The 14,727-nt window shown below is 65.7% G+C and carries 17 protein-coding genes; 14 read left to right on the plus strand and 3 right to left on the minus strand.

The genetic code is table 11. The features are described from left to right. Positions 1-17: 17 nt before the first annotated feature. From pyrG to truD, 8 genes are all read left to right on the plus strand, one after another. Positions 18-1,682 (plus strand): CTP synthase, encoded by a 1,665-nt coding sequence (pyrG, locus tag ACCQ12_RS08505; RefSeq protein ID WP_047694069.1) that lies wholly within the window; start codon positions 18-20, stop codon positions 1,680-1,682. A gap of 351 nt (positions 1,683-2,033) precedes the next feature. After that, positions 2,034-2,864, plus strand: coding sequence for a 3-deoxy-8-phosphooctulonate synthase (gene kdsA, locus ACCQ12_RS08510; protein WP_008571228.1), 831 nt, complete (start codon positions 2,034-2,036; stop codon positions 2,862-2,864). A 71-nt stretch (positions 2,865-2,935) separates the two neighbouring features. Then, entirely contained in the window at positions 2,936-3,223 is a 288-nt protein-coding gene (locus tag ACCQ12_RS08515; RefSeq protein ID WP_372383380.1) for a hypothetical protein, read from the plus strand. A gap of 124 nt (positions 3,224-3,347) precedes the next feature. Further along, positions 3,348-4,640, plus strand: a complete 1,293-nt coding sequence (gene eno, locus ACCQ12_RS08520) for a phosphopyruvate hydratase (protein WP_184557202.1) — start codon at positions 3,348-3,350, stop codon at positions 4,638-4,640. Between the two features lie 3 nt (positions 4,641-4,643). Next, on the plus strand, positions 4,644-5,009 hold the full coding sequence (gene ftsB, locus ACCQ12_RS08525) for a cell division protein FtsB (RefSeq protein WP_372383381.1): 366 nt from the start codon (positions 4,644-4,646) through the stop codon (positions 5,007-5,009). Further along, positions 5,006-5,806, plus strand: coding sequence for a 2-C-methyl-D-erythritol 4-phosphate cytidylyltransferase (gene ispD / locus ACCQ12_RS08530; RefSeq protein ID WP_372383382.1), 801 nt, complete (start codon positions 5,006-5,008; stop codon positions 5,804-5,806). The genes ftsB and ispD overlap by 4 nt, the downstream gene beginning before the upstream one ends. A 3-nt stretch (positions 5,807-5,809) precedes the next feature. Continuing rightward, positions 5,810-6,301 carry a 2-C-methyl-D-erythritol 2,4-cyclodiphosphate synthase gene (ispF, locus tag ACCQ12_RS08535; RefSeq protein WP_184442342.1) on the plus strand — a complete coding sequence of 164 codons (492 nt, stop codon included), beginning with the start codon at positions 5,810-5,812 and terminating at the stop codon, positions 6,299-6,301. A 100-nt stretch (positions 6,302-6,401) separates the two neighbouring features. Next, positions 6,402-7,505, plus strand: a complete 1,104-nt coding sequence (truD, locus tag ACCQ12_RS08540) for a tRNA pseudouridine(13) synthase TruD (RefSeq protein WP_372383383.1) — start codon at positions 6,402-6,404, stop codon at positions 7,503-7,505. A gap of 95 nt (positions 7,506-7,600) precedes the next feature. Here the strand turns inward: truD and ACCQ12_RS08545 are convergent, their stop codons facing one another. Further along, on the minus strand, positions 7,601-8,140 hold the full coding sequence (locus ACCQ12_RS08545) for a Smr/MutS family protein (protein ID WP_039412067.1): 540 nt from the start codon (positions 8,138-8,140) through the stop codon (positions 7,601-7,603). Between the two features lie 99 nt (positions 8,141-8,239). Here ACCQ12_RS08545 and surE point away from each other — a divergent pair, with 99 nt between their 5' ends. Genes surE through ACCQ12_RS08565 form a run of 4 tightly spaced genes read left to right on the plus strand, consistent with a single transcriptional unit; the run spans position 8,240 to position 11,102 of the window. After that, entirely contained in the window at positions 8,240-9,019 is a 780-nt protein-coding gene (gene surE / locus ACCQ12_RS08550) for a 5'/3'-nucleotidase SurE (protein WP_104580124.1), read from the plus strand. After that, on the plus strand, positions 9,016-9,693 hold the full coding sequence (locus ACCQ12_RS08555; protein WP_047694086.1) for a protein-L-isoaspartate(D-aspartate) O-methyltransferase: 678 nt from the start codon (positions 9,016-9,018) through the stop codon (positions 9,691-9,693). The genes surE and ACCQ12_RS08555 overlap by 4 nt, the downstream gene beginning before the upstream one ends. An 18-nt stretch (positions 9,694-9,711) precedes the next feature. Then, the gene (locus ACCQ12_RS08560; RefSeq protein ID WP_047694088.1) at positions 9,712-10,326 is read left to right on the plus strand and encodes a YqaA family protein; all 615 of its coding nucleotides are present in this window, start codon (positions 9,712-9,714) and stop codon (positions 10,324-10,326) included. Beyond that, entirely contained in the window at positions 10,323-11,102 is a 780-nt protein-coding gene (locus ACCQ12_RS08565) for a peptidoglycan DD-metalloendopeptidase family protein (RefSeq protein WP_184385234.1), read from the plus strand. The genes ACCQ12_RS08560 and ACCQ12_RS08565 overlap by 4 nt, the downstream gene beginning before the upstream one ends. A gap of 158 nt (positions 11,103-11,260) precedes the next feature. On the opposite strand, the gene ACCQ12_RS08570 is transcribed toward ACCQ12_RS08565, so the two are convergent. Then, the gene (locus tag ACCQ12_RS08570) at positions 11,261-11,635 is read right to left on the minus strand and encodes an Mth938-like domain-containing protein (RefSeq protein WP_039404196.1); all 375 of its coding nucleotides are present in this window, start codon (positions 11,633-11,635) and stop codon (positions 11,261-11,263) included. A 16-nt stretch (positions 11,636-11,651) separates the two neighbouring features. Then, entirely contained in the window at positions 11,652-11,957 is a 306-nt protein-coding gene (gene yhbY, locus ACCQ12_RS08575; protein ID WP_047694092.1) for a ribosome assembly RNA-binding protein YhbY, read from the minus strand. Between the two features lie 65 nt (positions 11,958-12,022). Here yhbY and rlmE point away from each other — a divergent pair, with 65 nt between their 5' ends. Together rlmE and ftsH are read left to right on the plus strand one after the other, a co-directional pair. Beyond that, entirely contained in the window at positions 12,023-12,655 is a 633-nt protein-coding gene (rlmE, locus tag ACCQ12_RS08580) for a 23S rRNA (uridine(2552)-2'-O)-methyltransferase RlmE (protein ID WP_047694093.1), read from the plus strand. Between the two features lie 58 nt (positions 12,656-12,713). Next, a complete protein-coding gene (ftsH, locus tag ACCQ12_RS08585; RefSeq protein ID WP_047694095.1) occupies positions 12,714-14,654 on the plus strand; it encodes an ATP-dependent zinc metalloprotease FtsH in 1,941 nt (646 codons plus the stop codon). Positions 14,655-14,727: the final 73 nt, after the last annotated feature.

Here is a 14,727-nt window from a genome sequence, read left to right on the forward strand (position 1 = left end):
GGGAGGCCTTGAGCCCCATGACTCCCCTGATTTTCGTAACAGGCGGTGTAGTGTCCTCGCTAGGCAAGGGCATCGCCGCAGCTTCGCTTGCGTCCATTCTTGAAGCGCGTGGCCTGAAGGTCACGATGATGAAGCTGGACCCGTACATCAATGTTGACCCGGGCACGATGAGCCCGTTCCAGCACGGCGAGGTCTACGTCACCGACGACGGTGCCGAAACCGACCTGGACCTTGGTCACTACGAGCGCTACGTGCGCACGCGGCTGTCGCGCAAGAACTCGGTGACCACCGGGCGGATCTACGAGAACGTGATCCGCAAGGAACGTCGCGGCGATTATCTGGGCGCCACCGTGCAGGTGATCCCGCATATCACCGACGAAATCCGCCGTTGCATCGACGAGGCCACGGCCGGCTTCGATGTGGCGCTGATCGAGATCGGCGGCACCGTGGGCGATATCGAATCGCTGCCGTTCCTGGAAGCGATCCGTCAGGTACGCACCGAGCGCGGCGCCGAAAAGGCCATGTTCATGCACCTCACCCTGGTGCCGTACATCGCGGCGGCCGGTGAGTTGAAGACCAAGCCGACCCAGCATTCGGTCAAGGAACTGCGCTCGATCGGCATCCAGCCGGACGTGCTGCTGTGCCGCTCCGAGCAGGCGGTGCCGGATTCGGAGCGTCGCAAGATCGCGCTGTTTACCAATGTCTCCGAGCGCGCGGTGATCAGCTGCCCGGATATCGACGTGCTGTACGGCATGCCGCTGGAGTTGCTGCGCCAGGGACTGGACGAATTGGTCATCGACCAGTTCAAGCTGCGCGACAAGGTGGCTGCCGCCGATCTGTCCGAGTGGGCGGCCGTGGTGGATGCAGTCAAGCATCCGCTGGACGAGGTCAACATCGCCGTGGTCGGCAAGTATGTCGATCACCAGGACGCCTACAAGTCGGTGGCCGAAGCGTTGCGTCACGGCGGCCTGCGTCAGCGCACCAAGGTCAACCTGAAGTGGCTGGAGGCGCAGGATCTGGAGGGTAGCGACATGTCTGCCTTGCAGGATATCGACGGCATTCTGGTGCCGGGCGGTTTCGGCGACCGCGGTTTCGAAGGCAAGGTGCAGACCTCCAAGTTCGCGCGCGAGCACAAGGTGCCGTACTTCGGCATTTGCTACGGCATGCAGGCGGCGGTGGTGGACTATGCGCGCCACGTGGCCGACCTGGACGCGGCCAACAGCACCGAGAACGATCGCCAGTCGCCGCATCCGGTGATCGGCCTGATCACCGAATGGCGCACCGCCACCGGCGAAGTCGAAAAGCGCGACGAAAAATCCGACCTGGGCGGCACCATGCGCCTGGGCTTGCAGGAGCAGCGGCTCAAGCCGGGCACGCTGGCACGCGAGGTCTATGGCAAGGACGTGGTGGCCGAGCGTCATCGTCACCGCTATGAGTTCAACAACCGCTACCGCACCCAGCTGGAAGACGCCGGTCTGGTGATTTCCGGCAAGTCGATGGACGACACCCTGGTGGAAGTGGTGGAGCTGCCGCGCGATGCGCACCCGTGGTTCCTGGCCTGCCAGGCGCACCCGGAATTCCTGTCCACGCCACGCGACGGGCACCCGTTGTTCATCGGCTTCGTGCGCGCCGCGCGCGAGAAGAAGGCGGGCGGCAAGTTGTTGAAGGAAGCGCGTGCGTGAGCTGTGCCTTCTCCCCTAGGGAGAAGGTGCCCTGAAGGGGCGGATGAGGGTGCGCCGCAATGCACTGGAAGGTGGCCGCCATGACGAGCGCATCGCTGCGCGCCAGTCAGGCAAACCATCATGCTTCAGCAGTGCTTCGCAACCGCACCCTCACCCCAACCCCTCTCCCGTCGGGAGCGGGGCTCAGATCATGGCAACTCCCTTCTCCCGTCGGGAGAAGGTGGCGCGAAGCGCCGGATGAGGGTACGGGCGAAGCTTCATGCACCCAATCACTCAATTACCACGCGCAAGCCTTACCCTCACCCCAACCCCTTTCCCGATGGAGAGGGGCTTTAATCAATAGGTGACCTGATGAAACTGTGTGACTTCGAAGTTGGTCTGGATCAGCCGTTGTTCCTGATCGCCGGTCCCTGCGTGATCGAGTCGATGCAGCTGCAGCTCGACGTGGCCGGCAAGCTCAAGGAAATCACCGGCAAGCTCGGGGTCAACTTCATCTTCAAGTCGAGCTTCGACAAGGCCAACCGCACCTCCGGCACCAGCTTCCGCGGCCCGGGCCTGGAGGAAGGCCTGAAGGTGCTGGACGCAGTGAAAAAGCAGATCGGCGTGCCGGTGCTCACCGACGTACACGAATACACCCCGATGAACGAGGTCGCCGCCGTCGTCGACGTGCTGCAGACCCCGGCATTTCTGGTGCGCCAGACCGACTTCATCAAGAACGTCTGCGCCGCCGGCAAGCCTGTCAATATCAAGAAGGGCCAGTTCCTGGCGCCGTGGGACATGAAGCCGGTGGTGGACAAGGCCAAGTCGACCGGCAACGAGCAGATCATGGTCTGCGAGCGTGGCGCCTCGTTCGGCTACAACAACCTGGTCAGCGACATGCGCTCGCTGAGCGTGATGCGCGATACCGGGTGCCCGGTGGTGTTCGATGCCACCCACTCGGTGCAGTTGCCGGGCGGGCAGGGCAGCAGCTCCGGCGGCCAGCGCGAGTTCGTGCCGGTGCTGGCACGCGCCGCGGTGGCGGTCGGTATTTCCGGCCTGTTTGCCGAAACCCATCCGGATCCGTCCAAGGCGCTGTCCGATGGCCCCAATGCGTGGCCGCTGGACCGCATGGAAGAGCTGCTGGAAACGCTGATGGAACTGGACGCCGTCACCAAGAAGCACGGGTTCGCGCGCTTCGCATGAGTTCCGATCCGTGGGCGTTGGCGGCATCGCGTCGCCAACTCTGGCACTGGCGGCACTTGCCCTGGGGCTGGATGGCGTTGGGTTTGTCGCTTGCTGCATGGGCCTGTCTGGCCGTCATGGCCTTCTTGGTAACCGCCAGCATCGGCATGCCGGGCGACGGCAATCATGCGATGCAGGCCACGCGCGTTCCGATGTTTGTCACGCTGCTGGTGGGCGCGCTGGTGGCGATCGGCGGGTGTGTCGCCAGCCCGGTCGCGTTCTCGCTGCGCCGCCAGCCGGGCGCTGCAGCCATGGGCTTGGCGCTGCTGCTGCTCTTGCTACTGCTGTCTTGTTTGTCGCTGCTGGGACTGAAGGCCTAGCTGCACAGTCTTGCCGGTCGGGCACTCATCGGGCCCAATGCGATTTGGCAATGGACCGGTGTGCAGCGATAATCCGGCAGCTTGTTTCCGGTGTACTTCCCCCTTACTGGTAACCGATCGACCTATGACCACTATCGCCAAGATCCTCGCCCGCGAAATCCTCGATTCCCGCGGCAATCCCACGCTGGAGGCCGAAGTCACGCTGGACGACGGCTCGTTCGGCCGCGCCGCCGTGCCCTCGGGCGCATCGACCGGCACCAAGGAAGCGGTGGAGCTGCGCGATGGCGACAAGACCCGCTACCTGGGCAAGGGCGTGCGCCACGCGGTGGACAACGTCAACGGCACCATCGCCGAGACGCTGAAGAACTTCGATGCGGCCGACCAGCAGGGTCTGGACCGTCGCCTGATCGATCTGGATGGCACCGAGAACAAGGGCCGCCTGGGTGCCAACGCACTGCTGGGTGTGTCGCTGGCCGCCGCGCATGCCGTGGCCGCCTCGCGCAAGCAGCCGCTGTGGCAGTACCTGTCCACCATCACCGAGGCCGACGTCAAGCTGCCGGTGCCGATGATGAACATCATCAACGGTGGCGCGCATGCCGACAACAACGTCGACTTCCAGGAGTTCATGGTGCTGCCGGTGGGCTGCAGCTCGTTCTCCGAAGCGCTGCGCGCCGGTACCGAAATCTTCCATTCGCTCAAGTCGGTGCTCAAGGGCCACGGCCTGAGCACGGCGGTGGGCGATGAAGGCGGCTTTGCGCCGGACTTCCGCAGCAACGTCGAAGCGCTGGACACCATCCTCGAGGCGATCGGCAAGGCCGGTTACACCGCGGGCGAAGACGTGCTGCTGGGCCTGGACGTGGCCTCCAGCGAGTTCTACGACAACGGCAAGTACAACCTGGTCGGCGAGAACAAGCGCCTGACCAGCGAGCAGTTCGTCGACTTCCTGGCCGACTGGGTCGCGCAGTACCCGATCATCAGCATCGAAGACGGCCTGGCCGAAGACGACTGGGCCGGCTGGAAGCTGCTGACCGACCGCGTCGGCAAGAAGGTTCAGCTGGTGGGCGACGATCTGTTCGTCACCAACCCGAAGATCTTCAAGCAGGGCATCGACTCGGGTACCGCCAATGCGATCCTGATCAAGGTCAACCAGATCGGCACGCTGACCGAAACGCTGGAAGCCATCGCCATGGCGCACGCGGCCAATTACGCCTCGATCGTGTCGCACCGCTCGGGCGAAACCGAAGACACCACCATCGCCGACATCGCCGTGGCCACCACCGCCACGCAGATCAAGACCGGCTCGCTGTGCCGCAGCGACCGCGTCGCCAAGTACAACCAGCTGCTGCGCATCGAGCAGGCACTGGGGTCCGGCGCGCGTTACGCCGGCCGCGACGCGTTCGTCTCGATCAAGCGATAAGCCGTGCGCAACTGGCGCTGGCTACTGCTGGTGCTGGCGGTGCTGCTGGCTTGGCTGCAGTACCGCTTCTGGTTCGGGCCTGGGAATTCCGGTGAAGTCATGATGCTGGAAGCCCAGGTCGCGCATCAGACACAGGACAACGAAGGTCTGCGCCAACGCAACCAGGCGTTGGCAGCAGAGGTGAAGGATTTGAAGGACGGCGAAGCGGCAATCGAGGAACGCGCACGCAGCGAGCTGGGCATGATCAAGCCGGGCGAGACGTTCTATCGCGTGGTCGAAGGTGCGCCGTTGCCGTCACCTGCATCCACTGATGCAGCGGTCCCCGCACAGCAAGCGCCCGACGCCTCCGATCCGGTGGATCACCCATGACCGGCTCCATTTGGGCAATCGTGCCGGCCGCGGGGCGCGGCACGCGGTTTGGCGGGCCGGTGCCCAAACAATATCTGCCTGCCGGCGGTCAGCCGTTGATGGCGTATACGCTGGCCGCGCTGGCCGCGCATCCGGCCGTGGCCGGCATCCTGGTGGCGATCGCCCCCGGCGATGCCGACTGGCCCGGCTGGACTGCGGTGGAATCCACACCGGTGCTGACCTGCGTCGGCGGCGCCACGCGTGCGGCCTCCGTACTGGCCGGATTGCTGGCCTTGCCCGAGAGCGTGCGCGCAGACGACTTCGTGCTGGTGCACGACGCCGCACGGCCAAACCTGGCGCTGGCCGATCTGGAACGGCTGCTGGAAATCGGCCGCGGCGACCCGGTCGGCGCGATCCTGGCCGCACCGGTACGCGACACGCTCAAGCGTGCCGGCGACGATGGTGGCATCGACGGCACCGAGCCGCGCGAACGCCTGTGGCGTGCGCTCACGCCGCAGCTGTTTCGGCGTCACCAACTCATCCGCGGCCTCACCGAAGCGTCGGCGGCCGGGGTGGAGGTGACCGACGAGGCAATGGCGATGGAGCGCCTGGGGCTGCGCCCCCTGTTGGTGGAAGGCGCCGAAGACAACTTCAAGGTCACCACGCCGACGGATCTGGCGCGCTTCGAATTCGAATTGGCGAGGCGGGGCCCGGAGCCCTGGAGCCGGGACCCGGACAGCCTCGGTCCAGCGTCTACTGTCTTGGCATCTGCCGTTCCGGGCCTCGGCTCCCGGGTTCCAGGTCCCGAAGAGGTTTGATCCATGTCCTTCAATTTCCGAATCGGCCAGGGCTACGACGTACATGCGTTCGGCGATGGCGATCACGTGATGCTCGGCGGTGTGCGCGTGGCGCACACCCAAGGCGTTCTGGCGCACAGCGATGGCGACGTGGTGCTGCATGCGCTGTGCGATGCCATGCTGGGCGCGTTGGCGCTGGGCGATATCGGCGTGCATTTCCCGCCCTCCGACGCACGTTGGAAGGACGCTGACAGCGCGCAGTTCCTGCAGCATTGCGATCAGTTGCTGCGCGAGCGCGGCTGGCGCGTGGGCAACGCGGACATCACGGTGATCTGCGAACGGCCCAAGGTCGGCCCGCATGCGTTGGCCATGCGCGAGCGCATCGCCGGCCTGCTGGCGATCGAGCTGGATGCGGTCAGCGTCAAGGCCACCACCAGCGAAAAGCTCGGCTTCACCGGTCGCAGCGAAGGCATCGCGGCGCAGGCGGCGGTGCTGCTGGGCAAGATCGCCATCTAGACGCGCTCCTGCATGCCGCGCATCGGCATGCGTCCTCACATTCCGCGCCGAGAGCTCGGCACACCGCGCGCGATGGGTCGGCGCAAAGGCGAACACCACCATGAGCGAAACCTCCCAGCTTCCACGCGCACACGGGCCTGCAGTGCTGAGCGCGGCAATGCGCAGCACCCCGGAAGACTTCCAGGTCGACGAGTTACCGTCGTTCGAGCCATCCGGCGAAGGCGAGCACTTGCTGCTCACCATTCGCAAGCGCGGCCAGAACACCGCCTACGTCGCCAAGCAACTGGCGCATTGGGCAGGCATCGCCGAGATGGGCGTCAGCTACGCCGGCTTGAAGGATCGCCATGCGGTGACCACCCAGCGCTTCAGCGTGCATCTGCCAAAACGCATCGCGCCGGATCTGGCAACGCTCGACGATGCGCAGATGCAGGTGGTCGAAAGCACCTGGCATCACCGCAAGCTGCAGCGCGGCGCGCTGCTCGGGAACCGCTTCGTGCTGACATTGCGACAGGTGCAAGGTGAGCGCGAGGCCATCGAACGACGTCTGCAGGCGATTGCGGCGCGTGGCATTCCCAACTGGTTCGGCGAACAGCGCTTCGGCCGCGACGGCGGCAATGTCGCCTCCGCGCTGGCGATGTTCGGCTACACGCAGGATGCCGACGGCACGTTGGCCCCGGCTCCGAAGCGACGCCTGCGCAACGATCAACGCTCGATCCTGCTGTCGGCCGCGCGTTCGTCGCTGTTCAATCGCGTGCTAGGCGCACGTGTGGAGCAGGGCAACTGGGATATCGGCCTGGACGGCGAGGCGTGGATGCTCGACGGCTCGCGCAGCGTGTTTGGCCCGGAGCCGTGGAGCGAGGTGCTGGCCGAACGGCTGGCGCGGTTCGATATCCATCCCAGCGGCCCGTTGTGGGGCGTGGGTGAACTGCGCTCGACCGGGCAGGCTGCAGCGGTGGAGCAGGGCGCGCTGTCAGATCCGCAGTCGGAAATCTTGCGTCAGGGCCTTGAAGCGGCAGGATTGAAGCAGGAGCGCCGCGCACTGCGGTTGCGTCCGCAAGGCCTGGATTACCGCTGGCCGGAAGCGCAGACCCTGCAGGTGGAATTCGCACTGCCGCCGGGCTGCTACGCCACCGCGGTGCTTTCGGAATTGGGAGAGGTCAGCGACGTCGGCCGTGCCGCGCCGCAGCTACATACCGACGCCTGACCGTCGTTTTCGTAGGAGCGGCCCCGGCCGCGACAGGCATTCCTCCGGCGCTCCGCGCGGCAGGACCGCTCGTGCGCGGCCTCGCCAGGTTGCGACTACTTCCGCGCCAGCAACACCAGCAAGGCCCCGGTGCCACCCTGGGTGGGTGGCGCCGAATGAAACGCCAGCACATCGTTGCGCTGGCGCAGCAGGCGGTCCATCAGGTTCTTCAGCACCGGCGTGCCGTTGTCCGACTGCAGGCCCTTGCCGTGGATGATGCGCACGCAGCCATGTTCGTGCGCATGCGCCTCGAGCAGGAACTGGCGGAGCAACGCCTCGGCCTGCGCTGCGGTGGCGCCATGCAGATCCAGTTCGTCCTGCACCGAAAACTGGCCGCGCTTGAGTCGCTGGAACAGGCGGGCCGGAAGCGTGTCGCGGCGGTAGCTGGCAGTGTCGCCCGCCTCCAGCGGCCCGCTGTCGCGCAGCAGGCGGGCAAATTCCGAGTGCGCGTCGGCCTCGTCGCGCTCGGCCATGCGCGCGCGCGGTTTCGGTCGCGGCTTGGCGTTGGCCGGTGGCGCGACCTCGCGGATCGGCTTGACCGTGCCGATCGCCGCGCGAAACAGCGCGGCGTCGTCTTCGTCTTCAGGGTGCGACATGGCAACAGCGTAACCGTTCCAACCTCAGACGTCCGCGAAGATCAAGCGCGAAGCCCAGGGACGCATCCGGTATCATGGCCCGGTTTTCCGAGGAGTCCCATGCGCGTACTGGTTAGCAACGACGACGGTGTCGACGCCCCCGGCATCCAGGTATTGGCCGAGGCGCTACGCCATGCCGGTCATGAAGTGATGGTGGTCGCGCCCGACCGCGACCGCTCCGGCGCCAGCAATTCGCTGACCCTGGATGTACCCATCCGCACCCGCCGCATCGATGCGCAGACCTGCGCGGTGGCCGGTACCCCGACCGACTGCGTGCATCTGGCGCTGACCGGGATGCTGGATTACGACCCGGACATCGTGGTGTCGGGCATCAACAACTCGGCCAATCTGGGCGACGACGTGATCTATTCGGGCACCGTCTCCGCCGCGATGGAAGGCCGGTTCCTCGGCCTGCCTGCGGTTGCGGTGTCCTTGGTCACCCACAACCACCAGGCGCACAACTATGCGACCGCCGCGCGCGCTGCGGTGGAAATCGTCGCTCGCCTGAAGGCCGACCCGTTGCCCGCCGACACCATCCTCAACGTCAACGTGCCGGATCTGCCCTGGTCGGATGTGCTTGGTTTCGAGGTCACCCGGTTGGGCAACCGTCACCGGTCCGAGCCCTGCGTGGAGCAGCGCGATCCGCGCGGCCGCACCGTGTACTGGATCGGCCCGGCCGGTCCAGAGCAGGATGCCGGCGCCGGCACCGATTTCCATGCGGTGCGTACCGGGCATATCTCGATCACGCCGATCCACGTCGATCTCACCCGCTACCAGGCGCTGGACACCGTGGCTGGCTGGGTGGGCGGATTGACCGCTGCGCTGGATGGACCGGCATGACGCCGAGGCTGCGCCTGCAACCGGAATCGGTAGGCATTGGCATGACCTCGCAGCGCGTGCGCGACCGCCTGGTCGAGCGCCTGCGCGAGGCCGGCATCCAGGACGAGGCCACGCTCAACGCCATGCGCACCGTGCCGCGGCATCTGTTCATCGATGAAGCGCTGGCCTCACGTGCCTATGAAGACACCGCGCTGCCGATCGGCCATGGCCAGACCATCTCCCAGCCCTGGGTGGTGGCGCGCATGACCGAGGCGGTGCTGCAGGTGGCGCCGACCAAGGTGCTCGAAGTGGGCACCGGCTCCGGCTACCAGGGCGCGATCCTCGCGGCGCTGGGCCTGGAGGTCTACACGGTCGAGCGCATCGGCGACCTGCTGCGGCAGGCGCGCAAGCGCTTCCGCCATCTGGGCATGAACGTGCGCAGCAAACATGACGATGGCCGCATCGGCTGGCCCGAGCATGGCCCGTACGACGCCATCGTGGTCACTGCCGCTGCGCCGGCATTGGTCGATGCCTTGGTCGATCAGCTGGCGGTCGGCGGACGTCTGGTCGCACCGGTGGGCGGTGCGTCCTCGCAGTCGCTGGTGCAACTCACCCGTGATGCCGACGGCGCCATTGCACAACAGGTTCTGGCCCCGGTCACGTTCGTCCCGCTGTTGTCGGGCATGCTGGATTGACCTCATGAGAGTTCCTCGATGAAGATTTTCGGGCCGTTGTACGACGTGGCCATCCGTTGGTCGCGCCACCGCCGCGCTCCTGCGCTGCTGACCGGCCTCAGTTTCGTGGAGGGCTTCATCTTTCCGGTGCCGCCGGAGGTGATGCTGGCGCCGATGTCGCTGGCCGAGCCCAAGCGCGCGCTGTGGTTCGCCACGCTGAGCCTGATCGGCTCGCTCAGTGGCGCGCTGGTGGGCTATCTGCTCGGCCACTTCGCCTTCGCCGCGCTGCAGCCGCTGATTGAATGGCTGGGCTGGAGCGCAAAGATTCAGGCGCAGATCGAAACCCTGCGCGCGCTGGTGGCCGAGTCGCCGTGGAAGGCATTCTGGGCCCTGGTGCTGGTCGGCTTCACGCCGATCCCGCTGAAGATCTTTACCTGGGCTTCGGGCGTGGTCGGCGTGCCGATCCTGCCGTTCATCGCCAGCATGCTGGTCGGTCGCGGCAAGCGCGTGTATCTGGTCGCCGGCGCGATCCGGCTGGGCGGTGCGCGCGCCGAAGCCGCGCTGCATCGCTGGATCGAGCCGCTGGGCTGGGTGGCGATGGCCGTGCTGGCGGTGGGAGCAGGGTGGCTGGTGTGGAAGACAACCAACGGATGAGCAAGTTGCAGATGAATTCGGTACGTAAGACAGCAGTCCTGCTCATGGTGGCGGCCGGGCTGGCCGCCTGCAGCAGCACCACGGTGGTGCGATCGCCGGGAGCCGGCGGTGGTTCGTCGTCCGCACGTCCATCTGCGGCGCCGCGTCCGTCGGTGCCGCGCCCCGGTGCAACGGTGACCGTCCAGCGTGGCGACACCCTGTATGCCATCTCGCGCCGCACCAACATCACCGCGCCGGATCTGGCCGCGTGGAACGGCCTGTCCTCGCCCAACACGATTTATCCCGGGCAGACCCTCAAGCTGTATCCGCCAGGTGCCAGCAAACCCGGCAGCAACAGCGCCCCGGTTGCCGGCACCGTAGTCCCGCCACGGCCGGCGGCACCGGTCGCCGCACCGGTCAGCAGCGGGTTTCCGTGGCGCTGGCCGGCCGACGGGGTGGTGGTCGGCACCTTCGTCACCGGAGAAACCACCAAGCAGGGCGTGGACATCGCCGGTGCCAGCGGCCAGGCCGTGCGTGCTGCTGCCGATGGCGTGGTGGTGTATTCCGGCGCCGGCCTGGTCGGTTACGGCGAGTTGATCATCATCAAGCACAACGACCAGTGGCTGTCGGCTTACGGCCACAACCGCAAGCGCCTGCTCAACGAGGGCCAGAGCGTCAAGGCTGGCCAGCAGATCGCCGAAATGGGCCGCAGCGGCGCCGCCCGCGACATGCTGCACTTCGAGATCCGCTACAACGGCAAGCCGGTGGATCCGCTGCTGTATCTGCCGAAGAAGTGAATTGGGAGTAGGGAATAGGGAATCGCAACAGCGTTTGGCTGGGGCTTCGTTGGGGGTAGTTTTGACGGCCGGCAACTACCGCATCTGAGAATTGGTCGAACGTTTGTTTGACAGTAAAAGCCTAGCCTGGCTCGCTGTTTCAGATTCCCGATTCCCGATTAGCCGGGCAACACCATCGCCAACGCCACCCGGCGGCCTTCGCTGGCCAGCACGTTATAGGTGCGCGCGGCGGCGGCGTTGGTCATCGCTTCCAGCCCGATGCCGCGGGTCAGGCAGGCGGCCAGCACCTGCGCGTCGGGGAAGCGTTGCTGATCCCCGGTGCCCAGCAGGATGACGGCAGGGTTCATTGCCAGCACCGCCTCCATGTGGCTGACCTGTAGCTGCGCCAGGTCCGGTACCGGCCAGCGCTCCACCAGCGCATCGGGCATCAGGATGAAGCTCTGCTGCAGGATCTGGTCGTTGACCTTGGCATGGCGGCCATCGGCCGCGCGCAGCGCATAGGCGTAATCGGGATGTTCCTGGCTTAGGGGCATAACGAACTCGTCTGGCTCAGCCGCGCGGCAGCACGATCTGGCGCTTTTCCTTGCTGGGGCGGTACAGGATGGCGACGTGGCCGATCCGCTGCACCAGGGCGCTGCCGGTCTGCTCGACCAGCTCCGCAATCAATGCATCGCGCGTCTCACGATCCTCGGAGGCGACCTTCACCTTGATCAGTTCATGCCGCTCGAGCACTTCCTCGAGTTCGGCCAGAAATGCCGGTGTGACCCCTTTGCCGCCGGTCTGCAGCAGTGCCTTGAGGTCGTGGGCCTGGCCGCGCAGGAAACGGTTCTGGGCGGAGGTGAGAACAATGGACATGCAGGATCGAAGGGAAGCAAAGGGTGTTCAGGGTATCATGGCGGCCCGTTCGGACCCCTTTGCCAATGCCTTCCCGCAGTAAAAGCAGCCAGCGCTGGCTCAAGGAACACTTCGCCGACCCTTATGTGAAGAAGGCCCAGGCCGAAGGCATGCGCTCGCGCGCGGCCTACAAGCTGGAAGAGCTGCTGCAGCGCGACCGGCTGCTCAAGCCGGGCATGGTCGTGGTCGATCTGGGCGCCGCGCCCGGCGGCTGGTCGCAGCAGGTGCGCAAGTCCATGGGCGACAGCGGCCGGGTGCTGGCGCTGGACATCCTGGACATGCCGGCGCTGGCCGGGGTGGACTTCCTTCACGGCGACTTCAGGGAACAGGCCGTCCTATCGCAATTCGAAGCGATGTTGGGCGATGTGCCGGTGGACCTTGTTCTGTCCGACATGGCCCCCAATAAGAGTGGCATGGATGCGGTCGACCAACCGCGGATGATGCACCTGGCGGAACTGGCGATGGACTTTGCCGACACCCACCTCAAACCGGGCGGGGCGTTCCTGATCAAGCTGTTCCAGGGTGTGGGATCCGACGACTACATTCGCGAGCTTCGCCGCCGCTATGACAAGGTGACGATCCGCAAGCCGGCGGCCTCGCGCAAGCGCTCCCCGGAAGTTTATGCGCTCGGTCAGGGCAAGCGTGTCCAGATCAAGTAAGCTGCCAATGACCACCGTATTTCAAGCATAAGAGTAGAGGGCACCGGAGCCAATGAGGATGAACGACTTGACCAAGAATCTGCTGCTGTGGGTGGTCGTCGCAGTTGTGCTGATGGTTGTCTTCCAGAGCTTCTCGCCGCGAATGGCGGGTGGCGTCGGTGCCGACTCGATCACCTACACCCAGTTTCTGAAAGAAGTTGACTCCGGGCGCGTCAAGTCGGTGGACTACACCGACGAGACCAATCTCGCCGTCAATGCGATCCGCTTCAAGCGCACCGACGGCAGCGAAGCCACCGTGTACGGTCCGCGCGACGACAAGCTGGTCGACGTGCTCTACAGCAAGAACATCGAAATGACCCGTCAGAAGCCGTCCACCGGGCCGGGCTTCTGGTCGCTGGTGCTCAATTTCCTGCCGGTCATTCTCATCATCGGCTTCTGGCTGTTCATCATGCGCCAGATGCAGGGCGGCGGCGGTGGTGCCAAGGGCGCGATGAGCTTCGGCAAGTCGCGCGCCAAGCTGCAGGGCGAGGACCAGATCAAGATCACCTTTGCCGACGTTGCCGGTTGCGACGAGGCCAAGGAAGAGGTCGGCGAGCTGGTGGACTTCCTGCGCGACCCAACCAAGTTCACCAAGCTGGGCGGCAAGATTCCGCGTGGCGTGCTGATGGTGGGCCCGCCGGGTACCGGCAAGACGCTGCTCGCCAAGGCGATCGCCGGCGAGGCCAAGGTGCCGTTCTTCAGCATCTCCGGCTCCGATTTTGTCGAAATGTTCGTCGGCGTCGGCGCCAGCCGCGTGCGCGACATGTTCGAGCAGGCCAAGAAGCATGCGCCGTGCATCATCTTCATCGACGAAATCGATGCAGTGGGCCGTCATCGTGGTGCTGGCCTGGGTGGCGGCCACGACGAGCGCGAGCAGACCTTGAACCAGTTGCTGGTCGAGATGGATGGCTTCGAGGGCGGCGAAGGCGTCATCGTGATCGCGGCCACCAACCGCCCCGACGTGCTGGACCCGGCGCTGCTGCGCCCGGGCCGCTTCGACCGCCAGGTCGTGGTCGGTCTGCCGGACGTCAAGGGTCGCGAGCAGATCCTGCGCGTGCACATGCGCAAGCTGCCGCTGGCCGACGACGTGGTACCGATGGTCATTGCGCGCGGCACCCCGGGCTTCTCCGGCGCCGATCTGGCCAACCTGTGCAACGAAGCGGCGCTGTTTGCCGCGCGCGGCAGCGAGAAGGAGGTCCGCATGGACCACTTCGACCGTGCCCGCGACAAGATCCTGATGGGCGCCGAACGTCGTTCGATGGCCATGAGCGAAGACGAAAAGACGCTCACCGCGTATCACGAGGCGGGCCACGCCATCGTCGGTCGTCTGGTGCCGGAGCACGACCCGGTCTACAAGGTCACAATCATTCCGCGCGGCCGCGCACTCGGCGTGACGATGTATCTGCCGGAAGGCGACCGTTACTCGATGAACCGTGTCGCCATCGAATCGCAGCTGTGCTCGCTGTACGGCGGTCGCGTTGCCGAAGAGCTGATTTTCGGCGGCGATAAGGTCACCACCGGTGCGTCCAACGACATCGAGCGGGCCACCAAGATGGCGCGCAACATGGTCACCAAGTGGGGCCTGTCCGACGAGCTCGGCCCGGTGGCCTACGGCGAGGAAGAGGACGAGGTATTCCTGGGTCGTTCGGTGACCCAGCACAAGAACGTCTCCGACGAGACCGCGCGCAAGATCGATGAAGTGGTGCGTTCGATCCTGGACAAGGCCTACAGCAAGACCAAGACCATCCTCACCGAGAATCTGGACAAGCTGCATGCCATGTCGCAGCTGCTGCTGCAGTACGAGACCATCGACGTGCCGCAGATCGACGCCATCATGGAAGGCCGCGAGCCGCCGCCGCCGGCCGGTTGGGGCAAGTCCGACAAGGACGGTGGCAACAACAACGACAAGGGCAGCCCGCGTCCGTTGCCGCCGATCGCCGGACCCGCCGAGCAGATCTAAGCCGGTCAAACGCCGATCTGCAGATGCATCCATCAAGGCCGGGAAGCGATTCCCGGCCTTGATGCGTTATCGG

Source organism: Xanthomonas sp. NCPPB 1068, assembly GCF_041479385.2.
GTDB lineage: Bacteria > Pseudomonadota > Gammaproteobacteria > Xanthomonadales > Xanthomonadaceae > Xanthomonas > Xanthomonas cannabis.